This window comes from Murimonas intestini (assembly GCF_024622195.1).
In the GTDB taxonomy this organism is placed as follows: domain Bacteria; phylum Bacillota; class Clostridia; order Lachnospirales; family Lachnospiraceae; genus Murimonas; species Murimonas intestini.
Map to the genome: position 1 here is coordinate 76,483 of NZ_JANKBI010000019.1, position 23,572 is coordinate 100,054.

The 23,572-nt window shown below is 43.9% G+C and carries 16 protein-coding genes; 4 read left to right on the forward strand and 12 right to left on the reverse strand.

Going from position 1 to position 23,572, the window contains the following annotated elements; genetic code table 11:
- Position 1 precedes the first annotated feature (1 nt).
- The 6 genes from NSB28_RS20940 to NSB28_RS20965 all read right to left on the reverse strand — a co-directional run bounded on the left by NSB28_RS20940 (position 2) and on the right by NSB28_RS20965 (position 6,788).
- Entirely contained in the window at positions 2-1,708 is a 1,707-nt protein-coding gene (locus NSB28_RS20940; protein WP_257497761.1) for a sensor histidine kinase, read from the reverse strand.
- A gap of 227 nt (positions 1,709-1,935) precedes the next feature.
- Entirely contained in the window at positions 1,936-3,594 is a 1,659-nt protein-coding gene (locus NSB28_RS20945) for a M56 family metallopeptidase (protein WP_109625916.1), read from the reverse strand.
- On the reverse strand, positions 3,594-3,962 hold the full coding sequence (locus NSB28_RS20950; protein ID WP_109625917.1) for a BlaI/MecI/CopY family transcriptional regulator: 369 nt from the start codon (positions 3,960-3,962) through the stop codon (positions 3,594-3,596). The genes NSB28_RS20945 and NSB28_RS20950 overlap by 1 nt, the downstream gene beginning before the upstream one ends.
- 160 nt (positions 3,963-4,122) lie before the next feature.
- Positions 4,123-5,133 carry an ABC transporter ATP-binding protein gene (locus tag NSB28_RS20955; RefSeq protein ID WP_109625918.1) on the reverse strand — a complete coding sequence of 337 codons (1,011 nt, stop codon included), beginning with the start codon at positions 5,131-5,133 and terminating at the stop codon, positions 4,123-4,125.
- Positions 5,087-5,998: an ABC-2 family transporter protein gene (locus NSB28_RS20960; protein ID WP_109625919.1), complete on the reverse strand. Its 912-nt coding sequence runs from the start codon at positions 5,996-5,998 to the stop codon at positions 5,087-5,089. The genes NSB28_RS20955 and NSB28_RS20960 overlap by 47 nt, the downstream gene beginning before the upstream one ends.
- A complete protein-coding gene (locus tag NSB28_RS20965; protein ID WP_109625920.1) occupies positions 5,988-6,788 on the reverse strand; it encodes an ABC-2 family transporter protein in 801 nt (266 codons plus the stop codon). The genes NSB28_RS20960 and NSB28_RS20965 overlap by 11 nt, the downstream gene beginning before the upstream one ends.
- A 575-nt stretch (positions 6,789-7,363) precedes the next feature.
- On the opposite strand from NSB28_RS20965, the gene NSB28_RS20970 reads away from it, so the two are divergent.
- Both NSB28_RS20970 and NSB28_RS20975 read left to right on the forward strand, forming a co-directional pair.
- The gene (locus tag NSB28_RS20970) at positions 7,364-8,275 is read left to right on the forward strand and encodes a DHH family phosphoesterase (RefSeq protein WP_109626032.1); all 912 of its coding nucleotides are present in this window, start codon (positions 7,364-7,366) and stop codon (positions 8,273-8,275) included.
- A 424-nt stretch (positions 8,276-8,699) separates the two neighbouring features.
- A complete protein-coding gene (locus NSB28_RS20975) occupies positions 8,700-11,102 on the forward strand; it encodes a GH116 family glycosyl hydrolase (protein ID WP_109625921.1) in 2,403 nt (800 codons plus the stop codon).
- Between the two features lie 53 nt (positions 11,103-11,155).
- Here the strand turns inward: NSB28_RS20975 and NSB28_RS20980 are convergent, their stop codons facing one another.
- The gene (locus NSB28_RS20980) at positions 11,156-13,246 is read right to left on the reverse strand and encodes an alpha-L-rhamnosidase-related protein (RefSeq protein ID WP_109625922.1); all 2,091 of its coding nucleotides are present in this window, start codon (positions 13,244-13,246) and stop codon (positions 11,156-11,158) included.
- A gap of 180 nt (positions 13,247-13,426) precedes the next feature.
- Between NSB28_RS20980 and NSB28_RS20985 the strand changes: the two genes are divergently transcribed.
- Positions 13,427-14,452, forward strand: a complete 1,026-nt coding sequence (locus NSB28_RS20985; protein ID WP_109625923.1) for an AraC family transcriptional regulator — start codon at positions 13,427-13,429, stop codon at positions 14,450-14,452.
- Between the two features lie 114 nt (positions 14,453-14,566).
- Here the strand turns inward: NSB28_RS20985 and NSB28_RS20990 are convergent, their stop codons facing one another.
- From NSB28_RS20990 to NSB28_RS21010, 5 genes are all read right to left on the reverse strand, one after another.
- Positions 14,567-16,078, reverse strand: coding sequence for a glycoside hydrolase family 32 protein (locus tag NSB28_RS20990; RefSeq protein WP_109625924.1), 1,512 nt, complete (start codon positions 16,076-16,078; stop codon positions 14,567-14,569).
- A 26-nt stretch (positions 16,079-16,104) separates the two neighbouring features.
- Positions 16,105-18,279 (reverse strand): glycoside hydrolase family 52 protein, encoded by a 2,175-nt coding sequence (locus tag NSB28_RS20995; RefSeq protein ID WP_109625925.1) that lies wholly within the window; start codon positions 18,277-18,279, stop codon positions 16,105-16,107.
- A 25-nt stretch (positions 18,280-18,304) separates the two neighbouring features.
- Positions 18,305-19,483, reverse strand: a complete 1,179-nt coding sequence (locus NSB28_RS21000) for a carbohydrate ABC transporter permease (RefSeq protein WP_257497762.1) — start codon at positions 19,481-19,483, stop codon at positions 18,305-18,307.
- A 104-nt stretch (positions 19,484-19,587) separates the two neighbouring features.
- Positions 19,588-20,619: a carbohydrate ABC transporter permease gene (locus NSB28_RS21005; RefSeq protein ID WP_109625926.1), complete on the reverse strand. Its 1,032-nt coding sequence runs from the start codon at positions 20,617-20,619 to the stop codon at positions 19,588-19,590.
- A gap of 129 nt (positions 20,620-20,748) precedes the next feature.
- On the reverse strand, positions 20,749-22,050 hold the full coding sequence (locus NSB28_RS21010) for an ABC transporter substrate-binding protein (RefSeq protein ID WP_109625927.1): 1,302 nt from the start codon (positions 22,048-22,050) through the stop codon (positions 20,749-20,751).
- Positions 22,051-22,542: 492 nt separating this feature from the next.
- On the opposite strand from NSB28_RS21010, the gene NSB28_RS21015 reads away from it, so the two are divergent.
- Positions 22,543-23,508 (forward strand): LacI family DNA-binding transcriptional regulator, encoded by a 966-nt coding sequence (locus tag NSB28_RS21015; protein ID WP_109625928.1) that lies wholly within the window; start codon positions 22,543-22,545, stop codon positions 23,506-23,508.
- Positions 23,509-23,572: the final 64 nt, after the last annotated feature.

Here is a 23,572-nt window from a genome sequence, read left to right on the forward strand (position 1 = left end):
TCTATCTCTCCCTGATTGGTATGAAAATTTCTATATGTCCTCCCCGTCTGTTATTGGAAAAGGAAATTATAGCTTCTCCATGATATAATATATCTAAACGCTGCTTTACATTACTGATTCCGATTTTTTGTCCCTGATACTCATCACCACACACAGAGCTATTCAGCCTCTTTAGGCTTTCTTCGCTAAACCCAGGTCCATTATCAGTGATTGACAGATTCAAACGCTGCTGCCCGTTTGTTATCATCATCCCTTTAATATGAACCTGTACCTGTTTTTCACTAGTTATAATATGCTTTATAGAATTTTCAACAAATGTAAGCAGCAGCATGGGCGGTACCATATAGTCCTGAATATATATTGGAATATCAATTACTGCGCAGGGAGGAAGTTCCATGGTCATTCTCATTAATTCGATATAATCCCGTACACTTTCAACTTCCCTTCTCAGAGGTATTAAATGAAGACTATCCTGCATAACATGCCTCCAGTAACTTGAAAATGCCAGAATCATCTGCTGGATCTTCTTATAACTCTGTTCTTCCGCCAATGCATACAGGTTTTTCAGACAGTTAATAAAAAAGTGCGGCCGCATCTGCACCTGATAATACTGCAGCCGGGCCTTCTGCACTGCCAGTTCATTTTCATAGCTTTCTATCTTATATTTATTTATCTGATTTAACATACCATTAAAAGATTCACTGATCTGCGTAAATTCTTCAACCGGCTGTTTGCACTCCATTCTTAACTCCATATCGCCCTGCTTTATCCGCTCTATAGTCTGTACCATAGACTTCATGGGGGAAAAAATGTTCTGGCGCATGGATCTGTATGAAAAAGGCAGAAGCAGGGCTATCAATGCTGTCATACACAACAGTAGGCTCTGTGTCATGTCCAGAAACAGATGAGACTCCTCTTTCATTAAATACAGTACATTGATATCAAGAATCCCCAGTTCTTTGCGTACACTTCTATAATTTCCATCTGATGCCACTAAAATATCTTTTTCTGAATTCTGAGTCAAAATCCGGGTCTCTTCTCTTGATAAATCTGTATAAAAGACATTCCCTGTTTCTCCTCCATAAAATACATATTTTTCTTTTCCGACCAGGCTATTTTTAGCTATATTAGAAAATGATACGACAGAAGCACAGGAAACTCCTTTGTCAGCCTTTAGACGAATCAGATAATACTGTTCACCTATTTGCTCTATATACATCCTATCCTCAGACCCACTTTGTATTTTTTTCATTAAATCTTTAAAGTAATAAATCAATTCTATCTGTGTAATTTCTCCTACATTACTTCTGAATGCAGCCCCATAACACCCTCTTCCAGGATTAAATATAAATAATCCACTTACTGTCTTATTCGTTTGCAGAATAGCTCTATACTTATCCAGAAGCTGCCTCTCGTAATCCTGTATCTCAATAGATGGAAGGTTCAACTGTAGCCGCTGATATTCTTTTCCATTTGAAGTTATACTATTTAAAAATATATCTGCTCCTTCAATATCCTGAAAGATCTCGTTACTATACAGATCCAGAGTATGTACATTTGCTTCCTTTGTCCTTTCATTAAGGATATGAGCAGTATACCAGGTATAAATCCCCAGGAGGATTATCAGCGGAACAACAAATAAGAGGAACAGTTTTGATATCTTATTAGAAAGCCTTTTATTTTTATTAATTTTTTCGTTATTTTCCATAATTTTCCTCATTATTATTTATCTTTTAATTATATTTCTATTTTTAAATTTATAACCAAACCTTTTCTCTGTCAAGTATTAAAATAATCAGTTATTAACACTTTTAAATTTTCTTATTAAAAAAGGAAACCCAGATTTCATCCAGATTTCCTTTTAAAACTCTTATTTTATATATATGCAAATAATCATAAGTCCTTTCAAAACCACACACATTCCCTGCCCCAAAACTACTTATCTGAATACTTTTCCGCTATCTTCTCTTCCACCCCATTCAGAAGATCCTGCTCATAATTATCAGCTGCCACCCTATAGTCCTGCACTTTTTCCTCTGAAATAGTTTCGATTCCGGTGATCTGTCCGGAGGAATCCCTGACTACTGATAAATTAACCGTGCCGTCCTCATCTGTCCAGAAAGCATTAAATACGCCTGCACTTTCATCAATAAATACTTTTACTCTCTGCCCTTTAAAATACATAATATTTACTTCTGAAATATAATCGATTCCGTAGGGTGAATATTGTTCAAATTTAGTTCCGCCTGACACTTCTTTGCTATTTATCTGCGCGGCTGCATTTACCTCATTCTCATTGTTTACCTGAGCTGTACTATTAACATCAGCCCCGAAGAATGCAGACCTGTACTTTTGTGCAGCTTCCTCAGATATTGTATCCACTCCTGTGATTTCCCCTAACGAATTGCGTGTTACTGCCAGATTGGCTGTCCCGGCTTCATCATAATAGAACGCTTCCCCATCAGAATGCTCATCTGCAAAAAGCCTTACATCCTGCCCATTATAAAGCAGTCTTTTACCGTCCTGTGAAATAGAAATCCCGTATGACGAATACTTTGCATATATGTCAGGATCCGGTAGGAACTTACTGGCATAAGGGCCGTCAGGTGAAGTAACGATAGCCTCTTCAATGGCAGGGAGATTTTGGGAGACACTCTCTGCGGCAGCGGAAGTTCCAAATGTACTTCCAATAACAGCTACTACAGCACAGGCTGCTGCCAGATTAAAAACTGTTGTCTTTTTAATTTTCATAATTGCCACAATCCTTTCTTCAATGGCGTTTCTGCTGAAATGGTTACACAGCGGGGTAAGCCCGCTTTTCTTTTCCTCCATGCCGATCAGTGTTAGTGCATAAGCGGATTTCACAGTCTCTCCAAATAAGCGCACTACTTTTTCATCGCAGGAAAGCTCAATATCCCGATTGGCCAATACATACATTACCCACACAAGAGGGTTAAACCAATGGATACACAGCGCCGCAGTCAGCAAAAACTTCGTCACTCCGTCAAAGCGCCGGATATGCACATACTCATGCGCAAGTACATATTTCAGTTTTTTTGTATCTGTCCAATCTGTCTGTGACGGCATTAGAATAACAGGCCTCAATATGCCATAAGTGAGCGGAGCCGTAATCTTCTCCGTCTGACGGATCGAGACAGGCCGCCTGCACTTGTGCTCTGCCAACCATTTTACAGTAAAATCATTTTCAGCGGGCCGGGATATCATAAACTGGCGGCGGCATCTGATATAAGCAATCGTAAAGTATAAAATACATAATGCCAGGCCAATGCCCCACACCCACATCCACGGTGAAATTCCTGCTGTAACTGTGACGGCAGGTGCTGCAGCATTTGTGGAAGACGGAAATATATTTAATATTGGAGTGCTTCCGGTCTGCCCGGCTTTTGGACGTACTGCCAGGGAATAGACACTTATCGGGGATGGCAGGGTAAATGGCACCAACAGCCGCAGCAGCACGATCCCCCATAAGGCAATAAATGTCTTTTTAGGTAAACGGTTGATGGCGATCGCCCGAATAACTGTTATAATAAAGATCATAACAGCAGCCGAAATACTCATTTGCAGCAGACTCATTATTCCTCACCCCCTAACTCTGAAACCATCTGTTTCAGTTTTTCTACCTGTACCTCTGACAGTTTTTTTCTGCCCAGCAGGGAAGCAAACAGCTTCTCAACAGAACCATCGAAAACCTTGTGCAATAGTTCATCTGTCTCCTGCTCCTGCACCTGTTCCTGCAAAATCAGGGCATGACAGACAAAATTGGGGTCTTTTCGCTCTACAGCTCCTTTTTTGATACACCGTTTTAATAACGTATACGTAGTATTGACATTCCAGCCGTACCGCTCCTCCATCACATCCGCAACATGCCTTGCCATTGAATCTCCCTCTTTCCAGAGAACATCCATGACCTTAATTTCGCTATCCACCAGTTTAATATCCATCTGATTCACCTCTTTTCATTCTCCTTTATAAGACAGGAGTAGTATTTCATACCTATATACTACTCCTGTCTTACGCAAATGTCAATACTACAATTGTCTTATTTTTATCTTTATTTTCTCTTACTCATGTATCATGGTAAACAAATCTGATTACCGCGCTTTATTTCCAGCTCCTGTACAGCTTCGCGATAACTTCTTCAATAGGTGCTCTTTTAAGCTCCACATCCTCTATCCCGGACAGACACGACAACGCCTTCAGGATATCCTGCATGGAGGACTTTTCATGATTATATGCATATTCATAGACATTATCCTTTACTTCCTCAAGGGTCAGCCCAGGCAGTTCCTGCATCCCGGCCCCTGCATCTTCCGACACAGTCACTCTTACGCGGCCCAGGCCTCCCTGGACGCGCCTCAGCTCTTCAAAAGACCCGTCAAAGGCCAGATGTCCATGATCCAGGAGAATGATCCTTCTTGCCATCTCTTCCAGATCGTCCATATCATGGCTTGTAACCACGATCGTGACTCCCCTCTCCTTATTTATTTTTTTCAGGAAAGTGATCATATCTCTTTTGGCCAGTACATCCAGCCCCAGCGTGGGTTCATCCAGGAACAGGACCTGGGGGGAATGCAGAAGCAGCATTCCCAGATCAGCCTTCATCCTCTGCCCCAGGCTCAGCTCCCTGGAAAATGTATGCAGAAGCTCTCCCAGATCCAGCAGCTCTGTGACCATGTCCAGATTTTCTTTATAAACGCTGTCCGGGATATTCCACACACTTTTTTTCCATTCAAAACTGGTTAGAACAGGCTGGTCCCACCAGAGCTCTGTCCTCTGCCCGAACAGGACTCCTATGCGGCGCATGAGCTCCAGGCGGCTGACAGAAGGATCCATTCCCAGGACCCGCACACTGCCCGATGTGGGTTTCAGTATACCTGATAATATTTTAATTGTAGTTGATTTTCCGGCTCCATTTGCGCCTGCGTAGGCTGCAAACTCTCCCTGCCTGACCTGAAGGCTCAGGCCTTCCAAAGCCTTGATCTCCTTTTTCTGGGGATGTATCAGATTCCTTAATATATCACGCACCTGTCCGGTACGCTGCCATTGTGAATATATTTTAGTGATATCAACGATGTCCAAAGCCAGAATATCTGGGGCAGCCATATTTTCCATAATAATTCATTCCTTTCTTAAATAACATACCGGCTGCTGCCATATAGACAGCTGCCATAACTATAGTAAGTACCGGTAAAGGGCCAAACATGCCCGGAGCCTTTTCAAGCAGGGACAGGCTTGGCAGCCAGGCTGCAAGCCCCACCGGTGCAACAGTGCAGAAACAAGTCTTCCAGAATGCCGAAAGCCCTCCCAGCGGATAGCTTTTGAGCATATCAAAGGGACTGTGTGCGGTGGGGGCTATCTCCTCCGCCGCAGCTGGCGATACAAATGCCAGGCAGGAAACGATATAGACAAAAGCCAGGATCACTGCCGTGGATGCCGCTGTGCCGGCCAGAAATGAAAATACCCACCATGGAGTCACCGCAACAGGCAGCCCGTACAGGGAATACACTGTCATGATAATTCCGCATACCAGCTTGCTTGAACCTGAAAACGGACAGAACCCGCATGTTGCCATCTGGATCCAGACAGGCACAGGCTGGATCATCCAGTGGTCCAGCTGTCCCCGCCCAATGACACGGCTGATATTGCCCATATTTTCTCCTGTAAAAAACAGATTAAAAATACCGTCTACGAAGATCCCATAGCTGAGCATAAACAATATCTCATTTCTGCTCATTCCTCCGAAACCTCCAAACTGCACGGAGAGCAGCAGGACTCCTGCCATAGCCGCCAGCGCACAGATGACATCTGTCACCATATACAGCAGGCAGTATTTTGTATCCCTGAGGAACCAGAGCAGGTCCAGCTTTGCGTATGTGCCATAAAGCCTCATCAGCGTGAAAAACCATCCCTTCTCTTTGCCGTATCTTATCTCCCCGGCAGTATTTTCTGTCTGATTATTTATACTTCTATCCTCCATAAGAAATCATCCTTTCTTCACTTTTATGGAATATCCATAATGAGATCGGCCACAGCACAGCATTCCAAAACAGCTGCAGGCCGATCAGATACAGGGGACTGCTGCCCGCGCCGCCCACATAGATGGACAGCGGAGCAGAAGCAATGGAACCTGTGGGAAGCCAGGACAGCAGCTGTCCCGCCCAGCCTGGCAGCATCGCAAACGGAATCAGCGCGCCTGTAAAGAGCTGTGTCAGCGCTTCCCTCACCATCTGTGCGGCCCAGCACCCGTTTTTCATACGGATCGCCATGGATGCATAAATAAAGTCCAGTGCAAATCCCAGCGAAGCACTGAGCGCCAGGCTGATAAGAAAAAACACCAGATTCCAGGCAGAGGCCGGCAGCGGGGATATCCCCAGCAAAGGAGAGATAAGCAGTACCGGAACAGAATAAAACAGAAATACCGGTATCCACCATCTCCCTATGGTCTCGGCGGCCAGCCCTCCAAGCACAGGACACGGCCTTAAGTATCTCCCTGTTATAGAGCCCTCCCAGAGCGCAGATGTGGCTGGTGTAATAATGTCCAGCTGCTGGCGGAATACAGATGCCATCAAGGTATAAGTGAGAAGAACCGGCAGTGACATGCCGTCAGGCAGTACACTGCTCTCCCCGAATGAGCGCCATATCTGCACAAGCAGAATAAGCTGCAGAAAACGTACCAGGTATTCGCCCGCTACACTCAGCAGACCGCCGTCAAATACTCCCTTGGCACATATCCTGGCCGTAGCCGTATATTGTTGTAATCGTTTCATAAATTATCATCCTTTCCTAAAAATGAGCGCAAAAATGCCCGGTCGGCACCCTCGCCTACCGGGCATGACTATACTTATGCTATTCTGTCAAAGCAGTCCGGATCCATCCAATCTATATTGAAGACTCCACACTCTCAAAGGCAGGAAAAGCACATGTCATCCCGTAAAAAAGGGCGCAATACGACACGGAACATGAAATTTTACCTGTCTGAGACGCTATATCTCCAATATTGTTCCACAATGTGGAATCCTTAAATGCTATATGGAACATGTGCTTCACCTCCTATCATAATCTTATTTTTAATAACAGTACATCCCATCTCTTAACATCCCTGGCTTATTTCCTTGGGACGTCTGCTCTTTGCATATTGAGATATACCACTTTACTGTATCCTATAAACATATTTTTGTCAAGAATTTTCGTTTATAGGCATAAATACTTTTTATTTTCTCAAATCGATATCCAATTTTCAAAATTCATGCTATGATAATAAGAACAGATACAGCTGCCCGTGAACCGGAAAGCTGCAGACAAATATATCCGCGCAGCGGAGATTAAAAAGGAGCTGAAATATATGCGTTTGGTTACACGTTCTGATTTTGACGGCCTTGTATGCGGAGCACTGCTCAAAGAAGCCGGCATAATTGATACATGGAAATTTGCACATCCCAAGGATATACAGGACGGCCTTGTGGAGATCACAGAAAATGACTGTCTGGCCAATGTCCCTTTTGCAGAGGGCTGCGGACTCTGGTTTGACCATCATTCCAGTGAATTTGAGCGCAACAACCTGAAAGGCCGTTACCGCGGCGAGAGCCGAATTACCCCTTCCTGTGCCAGGATCATCTATGAATATTACGGAGGGCAGGAAAAATTTCCTCAGTTTACAGAAATGCTGGAGGCCGTAGACAAGGTTGACTCCGGAAACCTGACTATTGACGAGATCCAGAATCCAAAAGGATGGATCCTCATCGGTTTTCTTATGGATCCCAGAACCGGTCTGGGACGATGGAGGAATTTTACCATCTCCAACTACCAGCTGATGGAAAAACTGATGGATGCCTGCCGGTATATGAACACTGAAGAAATACTCAACCTTTCTGATGTAAAAGAAAGAATTGAGGTTTATTTTGAACAGACTTCAAAGTTTGAAGAGATGGTAGCCGCCCATACCAGGGTTGAGAAGGATGTGATCATCTCTGATCTCAGAGGGGTAGATCCTATCTACACAGGCAACCGCTTTCTTATCTACAGCATGTATCCCCAGCAGAATATCTCCGCCTGGATCGTAAGCGGCAAGGGAGGAAAGGGCTGTTCTGTCGCTGTTGGGTACAGTATTTTGAACCGCACCTCTACCGTGGACGTAGGAAGCCTGATGCTCAAGTACGGCGGCGGGGGACACAAAGCCGTAGGAACATGCCAGTTCTCTGATGAGACAATGGATGAGATGGTTCCTAAACTGCTGGATGAACTTATAAATGGCTAATTTGTTTTAATATTTTTACGGATTATTATACACAAGCAGCTAACCGTCAGGTTTAGCTGCTTTTTATCTCTCTGAAATCCGGATCATAAACTAATGGCCTCGAATCTATGCCATCTATAAAAACATTACTCCGGAACTGTTCTTATACAAATACAGAAACCTGCATAATGCATTCTTTTATCTTGTTTAATATTTTTATTAACCATGTCTATTATTGTTAATTTCTATATTGACATATATCCATATCCAGTATAATATATGAATAAATGCTGTAATAACCCATGATTTTTATTAATTTTCGTTCACGAAATGATCAGTATTGTTTTTCCCAGCATACACATTTTGCATCGTTAACATTAAAGTAAATCAAATCGCAAACAACTATAGAACTAAATATATTTAATGAATAAAAGGAGGCGATATCATGGATCAATGGATAGATCATGAACAGATTCTTAAAAATACAAAGGTGTATACCAACAGGCATACAGCTCTGCGCGGACTGCTGGGCGGCATAGGAACAGGAAATATCTCTTTGACTTCCAGCGGCGCATTCTGCGACTTCGAGATCTTCGGTCACCCTGATAAAGGTCTGAAGCTGCCATACACCTTTTTTTCTATTTGGGCCAGGCCGGAAGGTAAAGAGGCATCTGCCAGGGTCCTGGAAGCTGTACCGGGAGATGCAGGACTTCGTCAGATGTATCATTCCGGTGAACTTATGGGATTGCCGAGATTTTCAAAAAGTACCTACACCTGCCATTACCCCTTTCACGAGTTAACACTCTTCCACGAAAACACGCCTCTGCAGATTACTGCATCTGCATTTACTCCCTTTATACCCCTGGATGCCAAAAATTCAGGCATTCCCGGTTTCCAGCTGAAGTACACGGTAAAAAATCTATGTGATACTGATGTGGATGTATCTATTGCCGGAAGCCTGCTAAATGCGGCAGGATTTATAGATTACGACGGCTTTGACCATCTCCGGCAGGAAGGTCATCATTATCAGAAAACCCTTTGCCGGGATGGTCTCACGGGAATTATATTTGGAGCGGACAGCCTGGCGGAAACGGCAGTGAATAATGGGAACCTGGCCCTTGGCGCTGCAGGAGAAGGAGTAACTGTAAAAGAGCACTGGCAGTATGGGGGCTGGTGGGACGGAGCTGAAGAATTCTGGCAGGATTTCAGCAGGGACGGAATACTTGAACCTGCTCCTGATGTTAAGGCTCCTGTAAGCTCTGAACGATATGTAGGATCTGTAGCGAAAAAGCAAAGAATCCGCCCCGGGGAAGAAAAGGACTTTGTTTTCTATATTACCTGGTACTTCCCGTATAGATATGGATGGTGGCCGGATGGGCATCTGGGGCCGGACGAAATGCCGGATGCACGTAAATGGAAAAATTATTATGCCTCCCAGTGGGATGATTCCTGGGATGTTCTCTGCTATTTTGCTGACAGTACAAATTATCTTTGGGGCAGGAGCCGCGACTTCTCAGATGCACTGTACAGTTCTTCACTGGGTGCAGATGTCATAGAAGAGCTGGTGGCCTCTGTCAATGTTCTGCGCTCCTGTACCTGCTTCAGGCTGGAGGACGGCACCTTTTTCGGGTGGGAGGGCTGCTTTGAACATGCCGGAAGCTGTGCAGGCAATTGTACCCATGTATGGAACTACGCCCAGACACTGGCCTTTCTTTTTCCTGAATTAGAGCGGGATATGAGGCGCACAGAATTTCTCACTGAAACAGACGAAAACGGCTCCATGGCTTTCCGTGCAAAGAGAAAATTGGAGGGGAAGAAGTGGGATATGTTCCCCGCCACTGACGGGCAGCTGGGATGTATACTCCGCCTATACCGTGACTGGCGTTACAGCGGAGACGATGAGTATTTAAAAGAATTATGGCCTTCTGCAGTGAGGAGCATGGACTTTGCAGTGCACAGCTGGGATGAAGATATGGATGGGGTTCTGGATTCCCGTCAACACAACACATACGACATTGAATTCTATGGAATCACTTCCATGACAAATTCTATATTCTATGCTGCTCTTCGGGCTGCCGCACAGATGGCTCTGTATCTGGGTGATAAAAAACTGGCATACGGATGGCTGGATATAGCTGAAAAGGGAAGCAGGAAGATGGATGAGCTGCTGTTTAACGGCAGCTTCTATGAGCAGAATATCAGCCCGGAACTGCTGCAGGCCCATAACTATCAGTACGGAACAGGCTGTCTCTCGGACCAGCTCTTTGGTCAGGAACTTGCCCACCTGTATGGGCTGGGATATCTTTTCCCCGAAGATCATGTGAAGAAAGCCATACATTCTGTATACAAATATAATTTTAAAGAAAAACTGGACGGACACAGCAGTGTTCAGCGGTGCTATGCTATCCCTGATGAGCCAGGACTCCTGCTGTGTACCTGGCCTGAAGGCGGACGTCCTGACCAGCCTTTCGTATACTCAGATGAGGTCTGGACCGGCATTGAGCTTCAGGCAGCCGTTCATTTGATCTATGAAGGTATGACAGATGAAGCCATGTCAATAGTCAGCGGTATCAGAAAGCGGTATGACGGCATACGGAGGAATCCGTATGATGAAATAGAATGCGGCCATCACTATGTCCGCTCCATGGCAGCCTGGGGCCTGCTTGTGGCGCTGTCGGGATATGAGTTTAATTTGCCGGAAAATAAAATATCCTTCCGCCCAAGGATAAACACAAACAGATTCACCTGCTTTTATTCCACGGGAAAGTCCTGGGGCATTTACAAAGAAATAGCAGACGAGAGCGGAAAACGCAGCAGAGAGGTCATTAAACTTTACGAACCTCACTGACAATTTCATTTCCGCTCACGCAGAAGGAGCTGACCAGCCATGCATGACTGGTATTATCGCTGGTCTGATCCCCGCTCCTCCACGATCACAAGTTCCTTATCTGCCTCCAGCTCATAAGAATCTTGTCCTGCTTTTAGCACCCCTCCGGGCCTGTCAGCCTTAACTTTTAATATTCCGTTTTCATAGCGCATCCATACAGACCCCTCTCCAACCGGAAATGTACACTCAAACCTTTCAAACTGCCCCAGCTGCGGCTTCACCTCAAAGGACGCATATGCAGGGGTAACAGGCCTGACACCCATAAAATACCTGCCTATCAAATAAATAGGGCTGGCTCCCCACGCATGGCAGAGGCTTTTTCCGTATTTATCGCCGTACATGCTGTACTGTTCCTCCTCAGGCTGGTCCGGCTTGAATTCCTCCCAGAAAGTGTCCGCTCCCCGGTCCAGCATGCCGCCCCAATAATCCTTCATGGTCTCCATGACTCTGTCAAAGTACCCAAGAGATGCCAGCACTTCCAACTCATAAAATTTAAAATACGGCGTTGTAATTGCGTCCACTTCATCATTCAACAGTACATTCTTCACAATACTCTCTGTCTCATCATCGTCCGTATACCCGAATAAAACAGCAAAAATATTGGCATGGCGTGTCACGTGACGTCTTCCGGAGACATAACTGTCAATGTACGCGCCTTTTTCCTCATCCCAGAAATACGTGCAGATATTTTTCTTCAGCTTCTGAAACCGCTCCAGATATTCCTGGCCGTCTATCCCCAATATTTCTCTGACTCTGGCTGCCGCCTGATAACTTCTGGCCAGCAGCATCTGCTCCGCGCAGAGAGTACCTTCTTTATCAAGGTCCGCCCAGTCGATGTAGACCCAGTCTCCGGGCCTTCCATAGATAAATCCGTTCTCATCCAGCTGCTCCATCAAATAATTCATCATGGATTCCATCTTAGGATATATCATCTTCAGGAAAGCGTCATCTCCTGTCATCTCAAAATAATCTTCCAGGCTGATGACCCAGTACATAGAGTAATCCAAAATGGTGTTGATGTGCTGGACCACAGGATCATTTCCCTTCAGCGCCAGTATGGTCCTTTTGCAGATCTCTTTGTCAAAGGAAACATACCTGTTGATGAAGTAGCTCTGGTATGCATCTCCTGACCAGATCCACCTGTCTCTTTTAATGCCGTCCAGGAAAAATATACCGCTGGCAAGCCTGAAGGTCTCTTCCGATACCTCCCATATCTTGTTGATCCGCTCATCCCCGCATGTGAAACTGCTTCTTCTGGGAAAGTCCACAAATTTATGATCAGCCCTTATCTGTAATCCGCTTGCTGCCTCCGTCCCGGGGACAAAGATATAGCGGAATGCGCGCAGTCTCGTGTGGTAGGTACCCTCCGTCTCAAACCTGCCAAACAGTTCTTCCATTTCCCCTCCATCGGGCCCAGGCTGCCCAGCTTTAAGCTCCTGTTTCAGATAGCAGAACTCTGTATCCAGCGCCTCCTGCCTGGATTCCCCATAGCACAGAGTCACATCTCTCACATCCTCCGGAAAAGTGATGACAGTCTCCGCAGTCACCTCTCTGCCAAAATCAAAGAGCAAACCACCGTTTACCTCCCCGACCTCTTTGGGCTGTAAAACCTGCGATGTATACTCAAACTCCATGGGATTCTGCTCCGGTCTCACGTACATCCCGTTCCAGCCGGCACTGACTTCTTCAGACGCAAAATCCCATACCAGCCAGGTGCCGTCAGAGACTATTGTATCTCCTGTCACACAGATACAGGGAAGTCCCTCCATATTCCCCACCACGGCTTCCACCATCATATCTCCCGGTTGACAGACAATATCTTTTCCTATAGGATATTTTGTCTCCGACCAGTACTCCTCATCCTGCTTCATCCATGGCGGAGGCGTCTGCCTGTATTTGACATTCACATATCCTCTTCCCTTTGCAGCCACCCGGATGACCTCCTGCCTCTCCAGGCAGAATACCGCCCGAAACCTCAGGTGATGCCTCCAGTCTGACATATGCCAGTACGCCGGCCAGAAAAACCCTCTCTCTTCCCTGTCATAATTCTGTTTCATTCCGTGATAGATCTCAAAATCTCCCGGATACCATATCCAATTAGCCATAATTCCTCCTTGTCTGCGCATTTTGTGCGTTCTTCCCCATTTTTATTCTATTCCCATCAATTGATTTGCTTGCACTTGTCATGTCCCTATTATATAATACAGGCAGAAAGTTACGATAGACTTGAAATCCCGCATCCTGACAGAATCCCAGGCCCAAAACCCAGTTAATGAGGTAACTATATGCCACAGAAAACTTATCCTGATACTGCAGCTGACAATGTGACTGCACACGTTTCCAAAACTATTTCGGGCAGAATGAAGATCGGCCGCCCTTTCACCATGTTTTACAAAATAAAATATGGCAGCCAGCTCCTCCACTATGCTGTATCTCCCGGCTCCGTGAGCAGTATGATACGGCCAAATGATGATGACCTGCATCAGCATGAACATTTTGAACTGCTCTATGTTCTGGAGGGAGAACTCATCAACAGGATTGAACAGATCAATTTTCACTATAAGAAAGGAGATGCCTGCCTGCTCAACAGAAACACCCGCCATGCAGATATTCCTGGTGATAACTGCGCTGTTGTCTTCCTGAATCTGTCAACTGAGTATATAAGCAGCCTGCTTAAAGATGATGTAGTTTTCCGGGATGGGACAGACCTGCGCCCAGACGGAAAGATCCATCAGTTTCTCTCTTCTAACCTAAAGGGTGAGGAGGGCTTTGCACGGAACTATCTGGAGTTCTCCCCCACTGCCGCAGCTTCTAAAAACGGCTGGGAAAATAACACCCAGATTTCCATAGATGCCATCCAGCAGGAATTGCTGGGTCAGAAGCCCGGCTGCTCTTATCTTATTAAGGGCCTTCTGCTGCGGCTGATACATGTTCTGGAAAACGAAAATATCTATCATTCGAATTTTATTCATCTGGACACCGGACGGCAGGATTTCCTGTTTGCCCGGATAACGAATTGCCTGAAAGAAAGCGCCGGAAATACATCCCGGGAAGAATTGTCAGATGCATTGAATTATAATGCAGAATATATGAATCAGATAGTAAAAAAACGCACTGGCTTAAGTCTTATGCAGCTGGGGAGGGCCTACCGCCTGGAGCGCGCCAGACAGCTGCTGGCGGACACAGACGAGAGCATCTCAGAGATCATAAGAGAACTGGGGTTTGTGAGTAGTTCACATTTTTATTCCTTTTTCCGCAAAGAGACGGGGATGTCCCCTCTGGAATACAGGCGACAGGAAAAAGGGCTGTGAAAAGCTGATGCTAACCTCTTCACAGACATAGACTTCTTCCTGGCTTCCGTATTCGCTTTTATATGTATTTTGGGCGGTATAAAAACAAAAGTCCCAAGATGGCTTTATCGGTAATTAATACGGCATCGTAGGCATCATCCGAAAGCTTTTTAATTCTGTAATCACACCATCTCCAAAAACCCCAAATTCCGGCAGCACTTCTTTGGGATTATAAATTCGTCTCGTTATTGCCTGCCGGTCATTGGCAAACACCTCCAGCACTGATTTATCAATATAGAGGATGAGTTCCAATTGCTCATTTTCCGCAAGTACAAGCGGAGCTTCTTCCAGAACCGGCCTGTTTAAAGACCCGCTTTGCCTTGTATCCACACGAAGCATGCCCTCTGCTCTGTTATAAATAACAAGGACCCTCTCATTATTCTCCCGATGCATGATGGAAATTCCAAACTCTTTACCCAGCTCTTTTACTGTCAGATTAATCTCACAGCCATCCGGGTTTGTCAATTCGAACATCCCTCCTGAATTTTTCTGCGGAGAAATAATATATTTCTGCTCTTCTTCACGCAGCCTCTTAAGCTCACTGGCAGGCGCTATTCCCAAGTCCCCCTCTTCCCTTAACCACAGGGTGCGCGGCAGTCCAAAAACTCCGCTCCATCCGAACTTCTGAAACTGTTCTGGCAGATCATCTCTGAGCCAGGCAAACATGATCTGACGGTTTTTATCATCAAGCGCTGCCTCAGGTGCAAAAAATGTATCATCACACCAGCTCATCCGTCCATGGATTTGCGGCCTGAATTTTTCATTTTCCAAGGAACCTATATAATACTGGCATCCTTTGTTATGAGAAATAAAAAGCTGCAGATACTTGCCGCTCAATGCTCCTCCCCCGGCGCTCTGCGGCAGGGGCAGGAAATTCGGACACATATCATCTTCTGAATCCTCCGGCCCGTCCCCCTCATACCTGTCATAAAATCTGCCCCTGTATTCCCAGTCAGTTAAATTGCTGGAGGAAAACAGTTCAGTCCAGTCGCCTTTATATATTTCCTGAGAATCTGCCTCCCTTCCGTATGCATCGAGCACTGCCTTATTTCCAGTCTGCATATAATACATTCCATCTTTTTTCCATATATTGCTGGGATCGGCACACCCTATATACTTTCCATCAGCCGTCTCTATAATTCCCCATTTGTCTGAACGAATAATGGGATATTCCATCTGTTTCCAGTTTTCATAGGGAAATACAGCTTTTGCAATCCCAATCCCCTGATGAGCATCTTCCGCTGCGGGGTTAAATATCCAGTAGGACAAATATGCTGTTCCATCATCGTCAACAAACGCTCCGCCGCTAAAGCAGCCTTCATCTTTGCTTCCTTCCACAAGTGCATCCTGATGATGCCGCCAAAAAAGCAGATCAGCACTTGAGGCATGTCCCCAGTGAAATGTTCCATTGCTCCTCCGGTAGAGATACATGAGATGATGTCTGCCGTCTGCATAAAAATATCCATTTGGATCTCCGGGTACGCCTTCACCATCCAGAACACAAAAGTGGAATCTCGGCCTGTATGGATCATTTAAAAGCTTTTCTCTGTATAATCTTGTAACCTCTGCCATTTTTTCCAGATTCATTATAGAAATCCCCTTTATTTTTCCTGTTATACAATAATTTTATATGAGCTTAATAATTCACTGTTTTCTATCATGTGCCCGATTTCTCCATTTTCTATATAAAAATGAATAACCGGCACTTTGTTATGAAGCCAATCTGCAAAATGGAACAGTGGTATACTGATCGGCGCTTTACACGGTTTTAACCAGATCGTTTTATTTATTTCATCAATACACAGCCCAGCCATAGAATAGAGGTATCCGATAGAGGCCAGTCCCCTGGGATAATAATTCAGCTTATTCCATCCATATGTATCAATAAAGCAGCCGCCCCTTCCCCCCTGGTTCTCATATTTCTCAAAGGCCCAGTATTTCTGGATATTGTCCGACATATCGACGCCAAGATACCCTGCACATAGATCCCTAAAAATATTTTGTGAAATCCAGATATGACTTTTGTCAACACTGCTGTGAGTACTCCCAAAAGATGTATCACAGGCTTTTTCAGCATTTACAATATCCTTTTTAAGCCGTTTTAGATTCCAGTCAACGTCCTCCCCGCCTAAAAAAAGATATAAAAATCCATTGGCTGTGTAAGTAGAATAGGCACTGCTTCCATGCTCTGTTGAGATACTCCCCATACTTTTGTATATGGAAGCCGGATTGATTTTCCCATTGCTGGAGATCAGGTTTACTCTGTAATGGTCATCCAGCCATCCGTTTTTTTCTATGGTGTTTTTTATTTTGCTGCATTCCTCTTCGCAAAGGATCTCTGTCTCAAGATCCGCCGCATCCCGCGACATTTGTCTCATCGCATAATAAGCTGCATACTCCTTGATTCCAAGATAAATCTGTTCTTCCGCAAATTGTACATCATCAGATGAATCATCAATAGTATTTGCCACTCCTGTATTTGCCAGCCCATTTCCAGTTAAATCACATGATTTATTAAACTCTGTGAGCTCTTTTGCGGTTTTGTAATATTTTGCTGCGATATCCTTTCTCCCTCGTGTTTTACAGAGTGCATAAAGCAACAAGATAAAATTACAGTTTTCTTCTATTTCCATATCGTGGGGATATGCTGACTCTTCAGCATTAAGGACAGCTCCAATATCATGAGAAATATATCCCTTTTTCTTGTATGCATTCCAGTTCTCAAGCTGCATCTCAAGAAGCTGGGGCCAGAGCATCAGATAAAATACACCCAGATTGTATTCCACATCAACTGTTGAATGGAACAGACAGTTTCCTTCCCATACAGAAAACCATTCCTTCTTCTGTCCCTCATCAATAGCCCACCAGGTATTGCCCGCATAGCTCCTGAAGGAGAATCCCAAAAAACTCAGGTAATCATCCGACAGGGAGGATTGTTCAAGATGGATATTGAAACTCTTTGACTTCTCAATAATCTGCCTGTAGTTTTCCTTTGCATAATCGGCGACCTCAAAAATATTTTTAAATTTCTCCGTGTAATAAAATTGATATGCTCTTCCGCCAGCCTGAAGGATATCTCCCCCTACATAGCCTGAAACAGCAAAGCAGGTTTCCAATTCCAGTGTCTGGGAGATCATTCCCTCTGACAAAATAGTTTTCCCGTTTACTGTACTGCTGTTCAGGCAGGATATGTATAGTTCTCCGCAAATACCTTTCTTTACAAACGAATTTTTATCAAGAAAAACTCTGAGTCCTTCCGTATCCTGGTAATGAATATAATCATCGTACAGATAATATCTGTCACTCTGATACAAGCCCCCGTCCACCTCATAAAAATCACTTCCCATCAGGTCGCAGTACACCGATATCTGTTTTTTATCGTCAGCGCGCACAGCTCTGTCTATGAGCCTGTTTACAGTGGCCTTTACAAATAATACCGGCAGTGTACAGAGTAATTTATCCTGGGGATAAAACGGGGCAATAAATTCAAATATACAGTCAACGCCGATCCTGAAATCCCTGCAGCGGAATTTAACCCTGTCAAACTCCTCATGCTGTTCTATAAACTGAAATTCTGTCTGGTCATTTCCAAACGTCCATACCCTGTTGTTATCAAAAAATCCAAGCCCGTATTTTACACCGTTATACAGAACTCCAAAATTAACAGGCGCCGGCTTATCCAGAAATCTGCCGGCTGGCGATAAAAATATTTCTCTCGTCCCCGGACGAAAATTCATTGATAGCCTTGATCCAAACTTCGCAATTATACTTTCATGTGCAGCATTCATTTTTCTCCTCCCGTTTTCACTTTACTTATCCCTTTACTGCCCCCAGGGACACCCCTTTAACGATATACCTTGAAAGAAATCCGTAAACAAGAAAAAGCGGAACAGAAGCCACTGTCAAAGCAAGATAAAGGGACCCATATTCTGTTTTATAATCATTTCCTGTTAACTGCTGAACCATAAGCGGGATTGTCATTTTGTCCGGATCATTCAGTATCATCAGGGGAGTAAAATAATTATTCCAGCTTCCAACAAAAGAACTGATCCCGGAAATTGCCAGTACCGGCTTCATAATTGGAAAAATAACAACATTAAAGATATGCCACTCGCTTCCGCCATCCACTCTCCCGGCCTCTGTAATCTCTTTTTGGTAATTTGCCGCAAGGTACTGTCTGAAGAAAAAAACAGTTGCAGGGGATGCCATAGACGGTATGATCAAAGGCCAGTATGTATCCATAAGCCCTATCTTAAAAATAGCCTGATAATATCCTATACTTCCTACAATTCCCGGAATCATCATGCTTCCTACAATCATAGAAAAGATCAGATTAGCTCCTCTAAAACGGTATGCAACAAATCCATATGCCGTTAATGCTGAAAAATAGAGGCAGAGCCCTGTGGAGATAACTGCAATGAAAAGGCTGTTCATAAAGCCCCGCACTGCATCAAAGCTAAACTTCTTTAATACATCCCAGTTATACTTTAAATAAATACTGGGCAGCAGTGAGATTCCCTGATTGATCTGTGCTGTAGAACGTGTTGCATTTACAATCATGATCCAGAAAGGCACTAATGACAAAAAGGCCAGCAATGTAGAAATCACATAAATAAGTGTTTTCCTGGATATACTGCTCTGAATATAAAAACTGCAATAGGCCGTCAGCACCGCAATGAGAGCCAGATAAAGAACCGGCGAAAAAGATACCGCATACTGCTGACCGTCAACAGGCAGATTTGCAAAGGATAGAACCGTATACCCCATAAAAGCAGAACCTGCAGTCAGAAGAAAGACTGACGCTATATCCATCCACTTTCTGAAATATTTTATAGATGCTATTTTTAAGACCAGCAGAATCGCAAAGCTTACAACAGCTATTTTTCCCGCATAATAAATTCTTGATGTGTCAAGAACATAGCTGACTGCTTTTAGAAGCCTGTCCGCATCATAACAGATATCCGAGGGAACCCGGGCGGAAAAAATACTCATACTCACTGTATTTTCAGGTAATATCACACGCAAAGCTGGAAAAACACATAACAGTAACAGCACTGATGTTAAAATGATATGCCAAACCCGCCTGGACACAGAAGTCATCTTTTATTCCTCCTTTTATATGTAACTTCGTCATCTTTTTCACGAAGTATAAAATAAAGAACAACGCTGATCGCCGCCATTAAAATTGTCATCAGATAAGATTCAGCAGCAGCATTGCCATACAGCCCTGAGCCTGAAAATGCCTGATTGTAAACCAGCATGGACATCGTCAAGGTTGAATTTCTCGGGCCTCCGCCGTTTATTATTCTCGGAATATCAAAAATCTGCAACCCTCCAATGGTACTGCAGATTATATTGTACAGCAGAATCGGCTTGATCAACGGGATAACAATCCTGAAAAAGGACTGTCTGCCCGTACATCCGTCTATACGGGCGGATTCCAGCAGTTCCGGATTAATTCCCAAAATTGCCCCTATAAACATGATCATCATAGGACCATAACCCACCCAGCACTGAACAAATGCAATAATTCCTCTGGTCAGATCCATGTTCTTCATAAAGTTAACCGGCTCGCTGATGACAGACAGACTCTGCAATAGCGTATTAATGGGGCCTCTGGGGTATTCAAAAAATAAGCCAAACAGCATCCCTATACTGACCGGTGTTATAATACACGGGAGATAGATACTGAATTTAAAAAAAGACTGACCCCGCACTTTAAATGAAATAGTTGTAAACCAATATGCCAGCAAAAGAGAAATAATGATCTGCGGAATAAAAAAGATTATAAACAGCAAAAATGTATTTCTCATAGCTGTCCAGAAAAACGGAAGCTTTAAAGTATCAATATAATTCCCAAATCCTACATATGAAAAACCCTTGCTGAAATTTTTCAGGTCAGTAAAGCTGATTTGCAAAGAGTATAAAATGGGATACAAACTGAAAACAAGAAAAACTATAATAAAGGGCAGAATAAAATACCATCCGTATTTATCATAATTTACTTTTTTCATCCTTCCTTTTTTTCGCGATGCAAATACATGAGTTCGTAAGCCGGACATAAACATCCTCCTGTAACCATCTTCTTCGTTTATTGCTATCCTGTTTTCATTTTCCAAAATTTTCATATAAAGCTTCCCAAACCCGAATGGCCGGTCCATTCTCACTTATGAGAGAAAATATGTTTAAGCCTAAGTATTTTCCAGCCCGGGTATGGGAAACTCCTGTCTACAAATTTTTCTTACTTTTTTGTTACTTTAATCCACCATGATGTCTGACCCGTAATACAGGCTCACTTCATCCTTGAAAGCATCTATTGCCTCATCTTTTTCTAATTCTCCCTGCATATAAGGTGTTAACGCAGCGTTCTGCAGGAATCCCTGAATGGTTCCATCATATTCAGACTGTATCTCCGGATTCACAGAAGCCGCAACTGCCGCAAACACCTCATAGTGGTTCTGTCCATTAAGAAATTCTGAAGAACATGTTTCTGAAACCTTTTGCTGCGCTGTAATGTTGCTCACAAAATCTCCCGTATCCTGCGCATATGCAACCTGAAATTCCTCGCTGATGATATAGCGCATGATTTTTGCTATATTTTCGCTCTTTGTATCATCTTTGCTGGTATTTAACAGCCAGGTTCCTCCCCACGTATAAGGTACAGGAGGCTGTACAATCCCCCAGTCCCCGTAGGATGTGGTACCGTCTGCAGCCGTACAGTTTGGCTCAAGCTGATAGTTTAACCCCCATGTAGGCAGCAGGTAGCAAAGTGTCTTATCCTCTACCAGGGTCTGATACCAACCGGTTGACCAGTGGGCTGTCTCCTGTGTATAGCCATTGTCATAAAATTCTTTTGTCATATTCATTAATTCATCAACTGCGTCATCAATCACCAGCTGGTCATCTACCACCCAGCTCTGTGCACGGCTCCCATTCAGAAAAGGATTTAAAAAGTCATCACATGTTGCGATCATTTTCACTTCATTCCCCGATAACTCTTTTAATTTCTGTGCTGTTTCTGTAAAAGTATCCCAATCACATACAAGTTTCTGGAACTCCTCCGGAGTTTTTACTCCGAAGTATTTCTCGGCAATACTCCGGCGGTAAAAGAGCCCTCCCGGTGTTACCTGCCAGGAAACTCCCATCGGTTCGCCATTCTCATCACGCATAAAATCAATTACCGCAGGTGTCAGAACACTCAGTTCCTCCTCATCAATACCAATATTATAAAGGCTCGTTGTTGCATTCACTGTGCTTATGTAACGCTTACCATAAGAAACCTCCGCCGAGATAATATCCGGATGTTCGGCTGAATCGGAAGCCAGTACAGCGTCCAGCTTCTGCATATAGTCATTACCGGAATACAACTGGATCTCATAAGGTACATCCGGATATTCTTTTGCAAAATAATTATCCATAATGTCCTTTACATCCGTTGTTGCAGCCCAGATAATAATTTTTTCGCCGGAATCTGCAGATCCTTCAGAAGCTTCTGCCACTGTTGGAATTACTGCGGTTGAAAGGGCCAGCGCAACACATAACAATTTTTTCATGTTCATTACAGTTCCTCCCTGTTTTTAATTTATTTGTAACTGTTTACTATCTTTACAGCTACATGTATTTTTCGTGTTTTATATTTATTTCATCTCTTCTCTCGTTTCGTTCGGCCGCAACTTACGATAAAGAAGCAAAATAAATCCAGTTTGTGTGCAAACGTTTGCGCGATCAGGTAAAAAATTTTGGGTCTGTACCCAATTCCATATATTGACAATGTTATATAATCACTATATAATACATATATCAATCGTGTGTGCAAACGTTTGCTTTTTCTTCATTATATATTTAACTATAAAATCTGTCAACTGGATATTGTAACATTGTTTCTATTTATCAAAAATCACTGCTCTGTTTTAGCTAAAGTGCACAATTTTCCTGTTGGTATTTTATTATCATTTTGTAACTGTCCAGTTTCGCTGTATATGGCGGAACTGGGGGCGCTGTCCGTCTGAATCCAGGCCGGACAGCACATTAAAATCGTCAGTCAGAAAGGTGTGTTCATTATAGTCACTCTAAAAGATATTGCTCAAGCGTGTAACGTATCCATCTCTACCGTTTCGCGGGCATTCGATAAAACAAGCAGGATCAGCCAGCCTGTCCGCCAGCGTATTTTAGCATGTGCAGCAGATATGGGATATACCCCCAATCTGATTGCACGCAGCTTAAAAAATAATCATTCTATGACTGTGGCAATCATTGTCCCGTCTATTGAGAATCATTTTTATATAGATGTTCTGCAGTATCTGGAAATTAAACTGCATCAATATGGATATCGTCTTTTAGTTACTTTTGTGCAGGAGGGTATTACCACAGAGCGGGATTGTCTCGAAGTAGCCGCATCTGCCCAGGCAGATGCTCTCATTTTCTTCCCTGAAGACTGCCAGAACCTGTCTTATATAGAAAAATCACTAAACCAGTTCAGTATCATCCAGCTTTTTCAGTCTCCCTATATGCAGATAGACAGTATCACCATCGATGATGCAGGCGGAACAGAGATCGGCACAAATTATTTACTGGACAAAGGACATCGGCGGATTCTATACGTTGGTGACAATCAAAGGATCTCCGGACTATGGAAGGCAATCGATTCGGCAAATGTTGTGCACGACAGTATACGGACTCTCACCAGTTCCGTAACTGTGAATGAGTTATGTGATATAATACAGGATTTTCATCCAACCGCTGTTTTCTCCATCGCCACTGCCAGCGAGACTGTCTGGCTGGCTATCAGGCAGCTTGGACTTTCTATCCCTGATGATATCAGTATTATTACTTACGATAACAGCAAGTGGGTCAGTCTGGTCGGGCTGACTGCAATCGCACATGATTTGGAAAAAATTACTTCTCTCCTTGTGGCACAGCTGCTGCTGCGACTGAAAGGGGATACCTCCACGCCACCTCAGCATATAGTAATAAGCCCCTTCCTGATCGAAAGGAGCTCCGTATTAAAAATTAATTAAACTTTATATTTCCTCCGCCCCAAAGTACCAGCATTTTTTAAAGGAAGGGACTGCCCCGCACACA

What these genes read in the sequence shown, in the direction of transcription:
- NSB28_RS20950 (WP_109625917.1), bottom strand. Translation starts at nt 3,962, where the DNA reads ATGGATATTAAACTGGTGGATAGCGAAATTAAGGTCATGGATGTTCTC.
- NSB28_RS20960 (WP_109625919.1), bottom strand. Translation starts at nt 5,998, where the DNA reads ATGGAGGATAGAAGTATAAATAATCAGACAGAAAATACTGCCGGGGAG.
- NSB28_RS20980 (WP_109625922.1), bottom strand. Translation starts at nt 13,246, where the DNA reads ATGGCTAATTGGATATGGTATCCGGGAGATTTTGAGATCTATCACGGA.
- NSB28_RS21005 (WP_109625926.1), bottom strand. Translation starts at nt 20,619, where the DNA reads ATGAAAATTTTGGAAAATGAAAACAGGATAGCAATAAACGAAGAAGAT.
- NSB28_RS20940 (WP_257497761.1), bottom strand. Translation starts at nt 1,708, where the DNA reads ATGGAAAATAACGAAAAAATTAATAAAAATAAAAGGCTTTCTAATAAG.
- NSB28_RS20955 (WP_109625918.1), bottom strand. Translation starts at nt 5,133, where the DNA reads ATGGAAAATATGGCTGCCCCAGATATTCTGGCTTTGGACATCGTTGAT.
- NSB28_RS20965 (WP_109625920.1), bottom strand. Translation starts at nt 6,788, where the DNA reads ATGAAACGATTACAACAATATACGGCTACGGCCAGGATATGTGCCAAG.
- NSB28_RS20970 (WP_109626032.1), top strand. Translation starts at nt 7,364, where the DNA reads ATGCGTTTGGTTACACGTTCTGATTTTGACGGCCTTGTATGCGGAGCA.
- NSB28_RS20945 (WP_109625916.1), bottom strand. Translation starts at nt 3,594, where the DNA reads ATGAGTCTGCTGCAAATGAGTATTTCGGCTGCTGTTATGATCTTTATT.
- NSB28_RS20985 (WP_109625923.1), top strand. Translation starts at nt 13,427, where the DNA reads ATGCCACAGAAAACTTATCCTGATACTGCAGCTGACAATGTGACTGCA.
- NSB28_RS20990 (WP_109625924.1), bottom strand. Translation starts at nt 16,078, where the DNA reads ATGAATCTGGAAAAAATGGCAGAGGTTACAAGATTATACAGAGAAAAG.
- NSB28_RS20975 (WP_109625921.1), top strand. Translation starts at nt 8,700, where the DNA reads ATGGATCAATGGATAGATCATGAACAGATTCTTAAAAATACAAAGGTG.
- NSB28_RS21010 (WP_109625927.1), bottom strand. Translation starts at nt 22,050, where the DNA reads ATGAACATGAAAAAATTGTTATGTGTTGCGCTGGCCCTTTCAACCGCA.
- NSB28_RS20995 (WP_109625925.1), bottom strand. Translation starts at nt 18,279, where the DNA reads ATGAATGCTGCACATGAAAGTATAATTGCGAAGTTTGGATCAAGGCTA.
- NSB28_RS21000 (WP_257497762.1), bottom strand. Translation starts at nt 19,483, where the DNA reads ATGAGTATTTTTTCCGCCCGGGTTCCCTCGGATATCTGTTATGATGCG.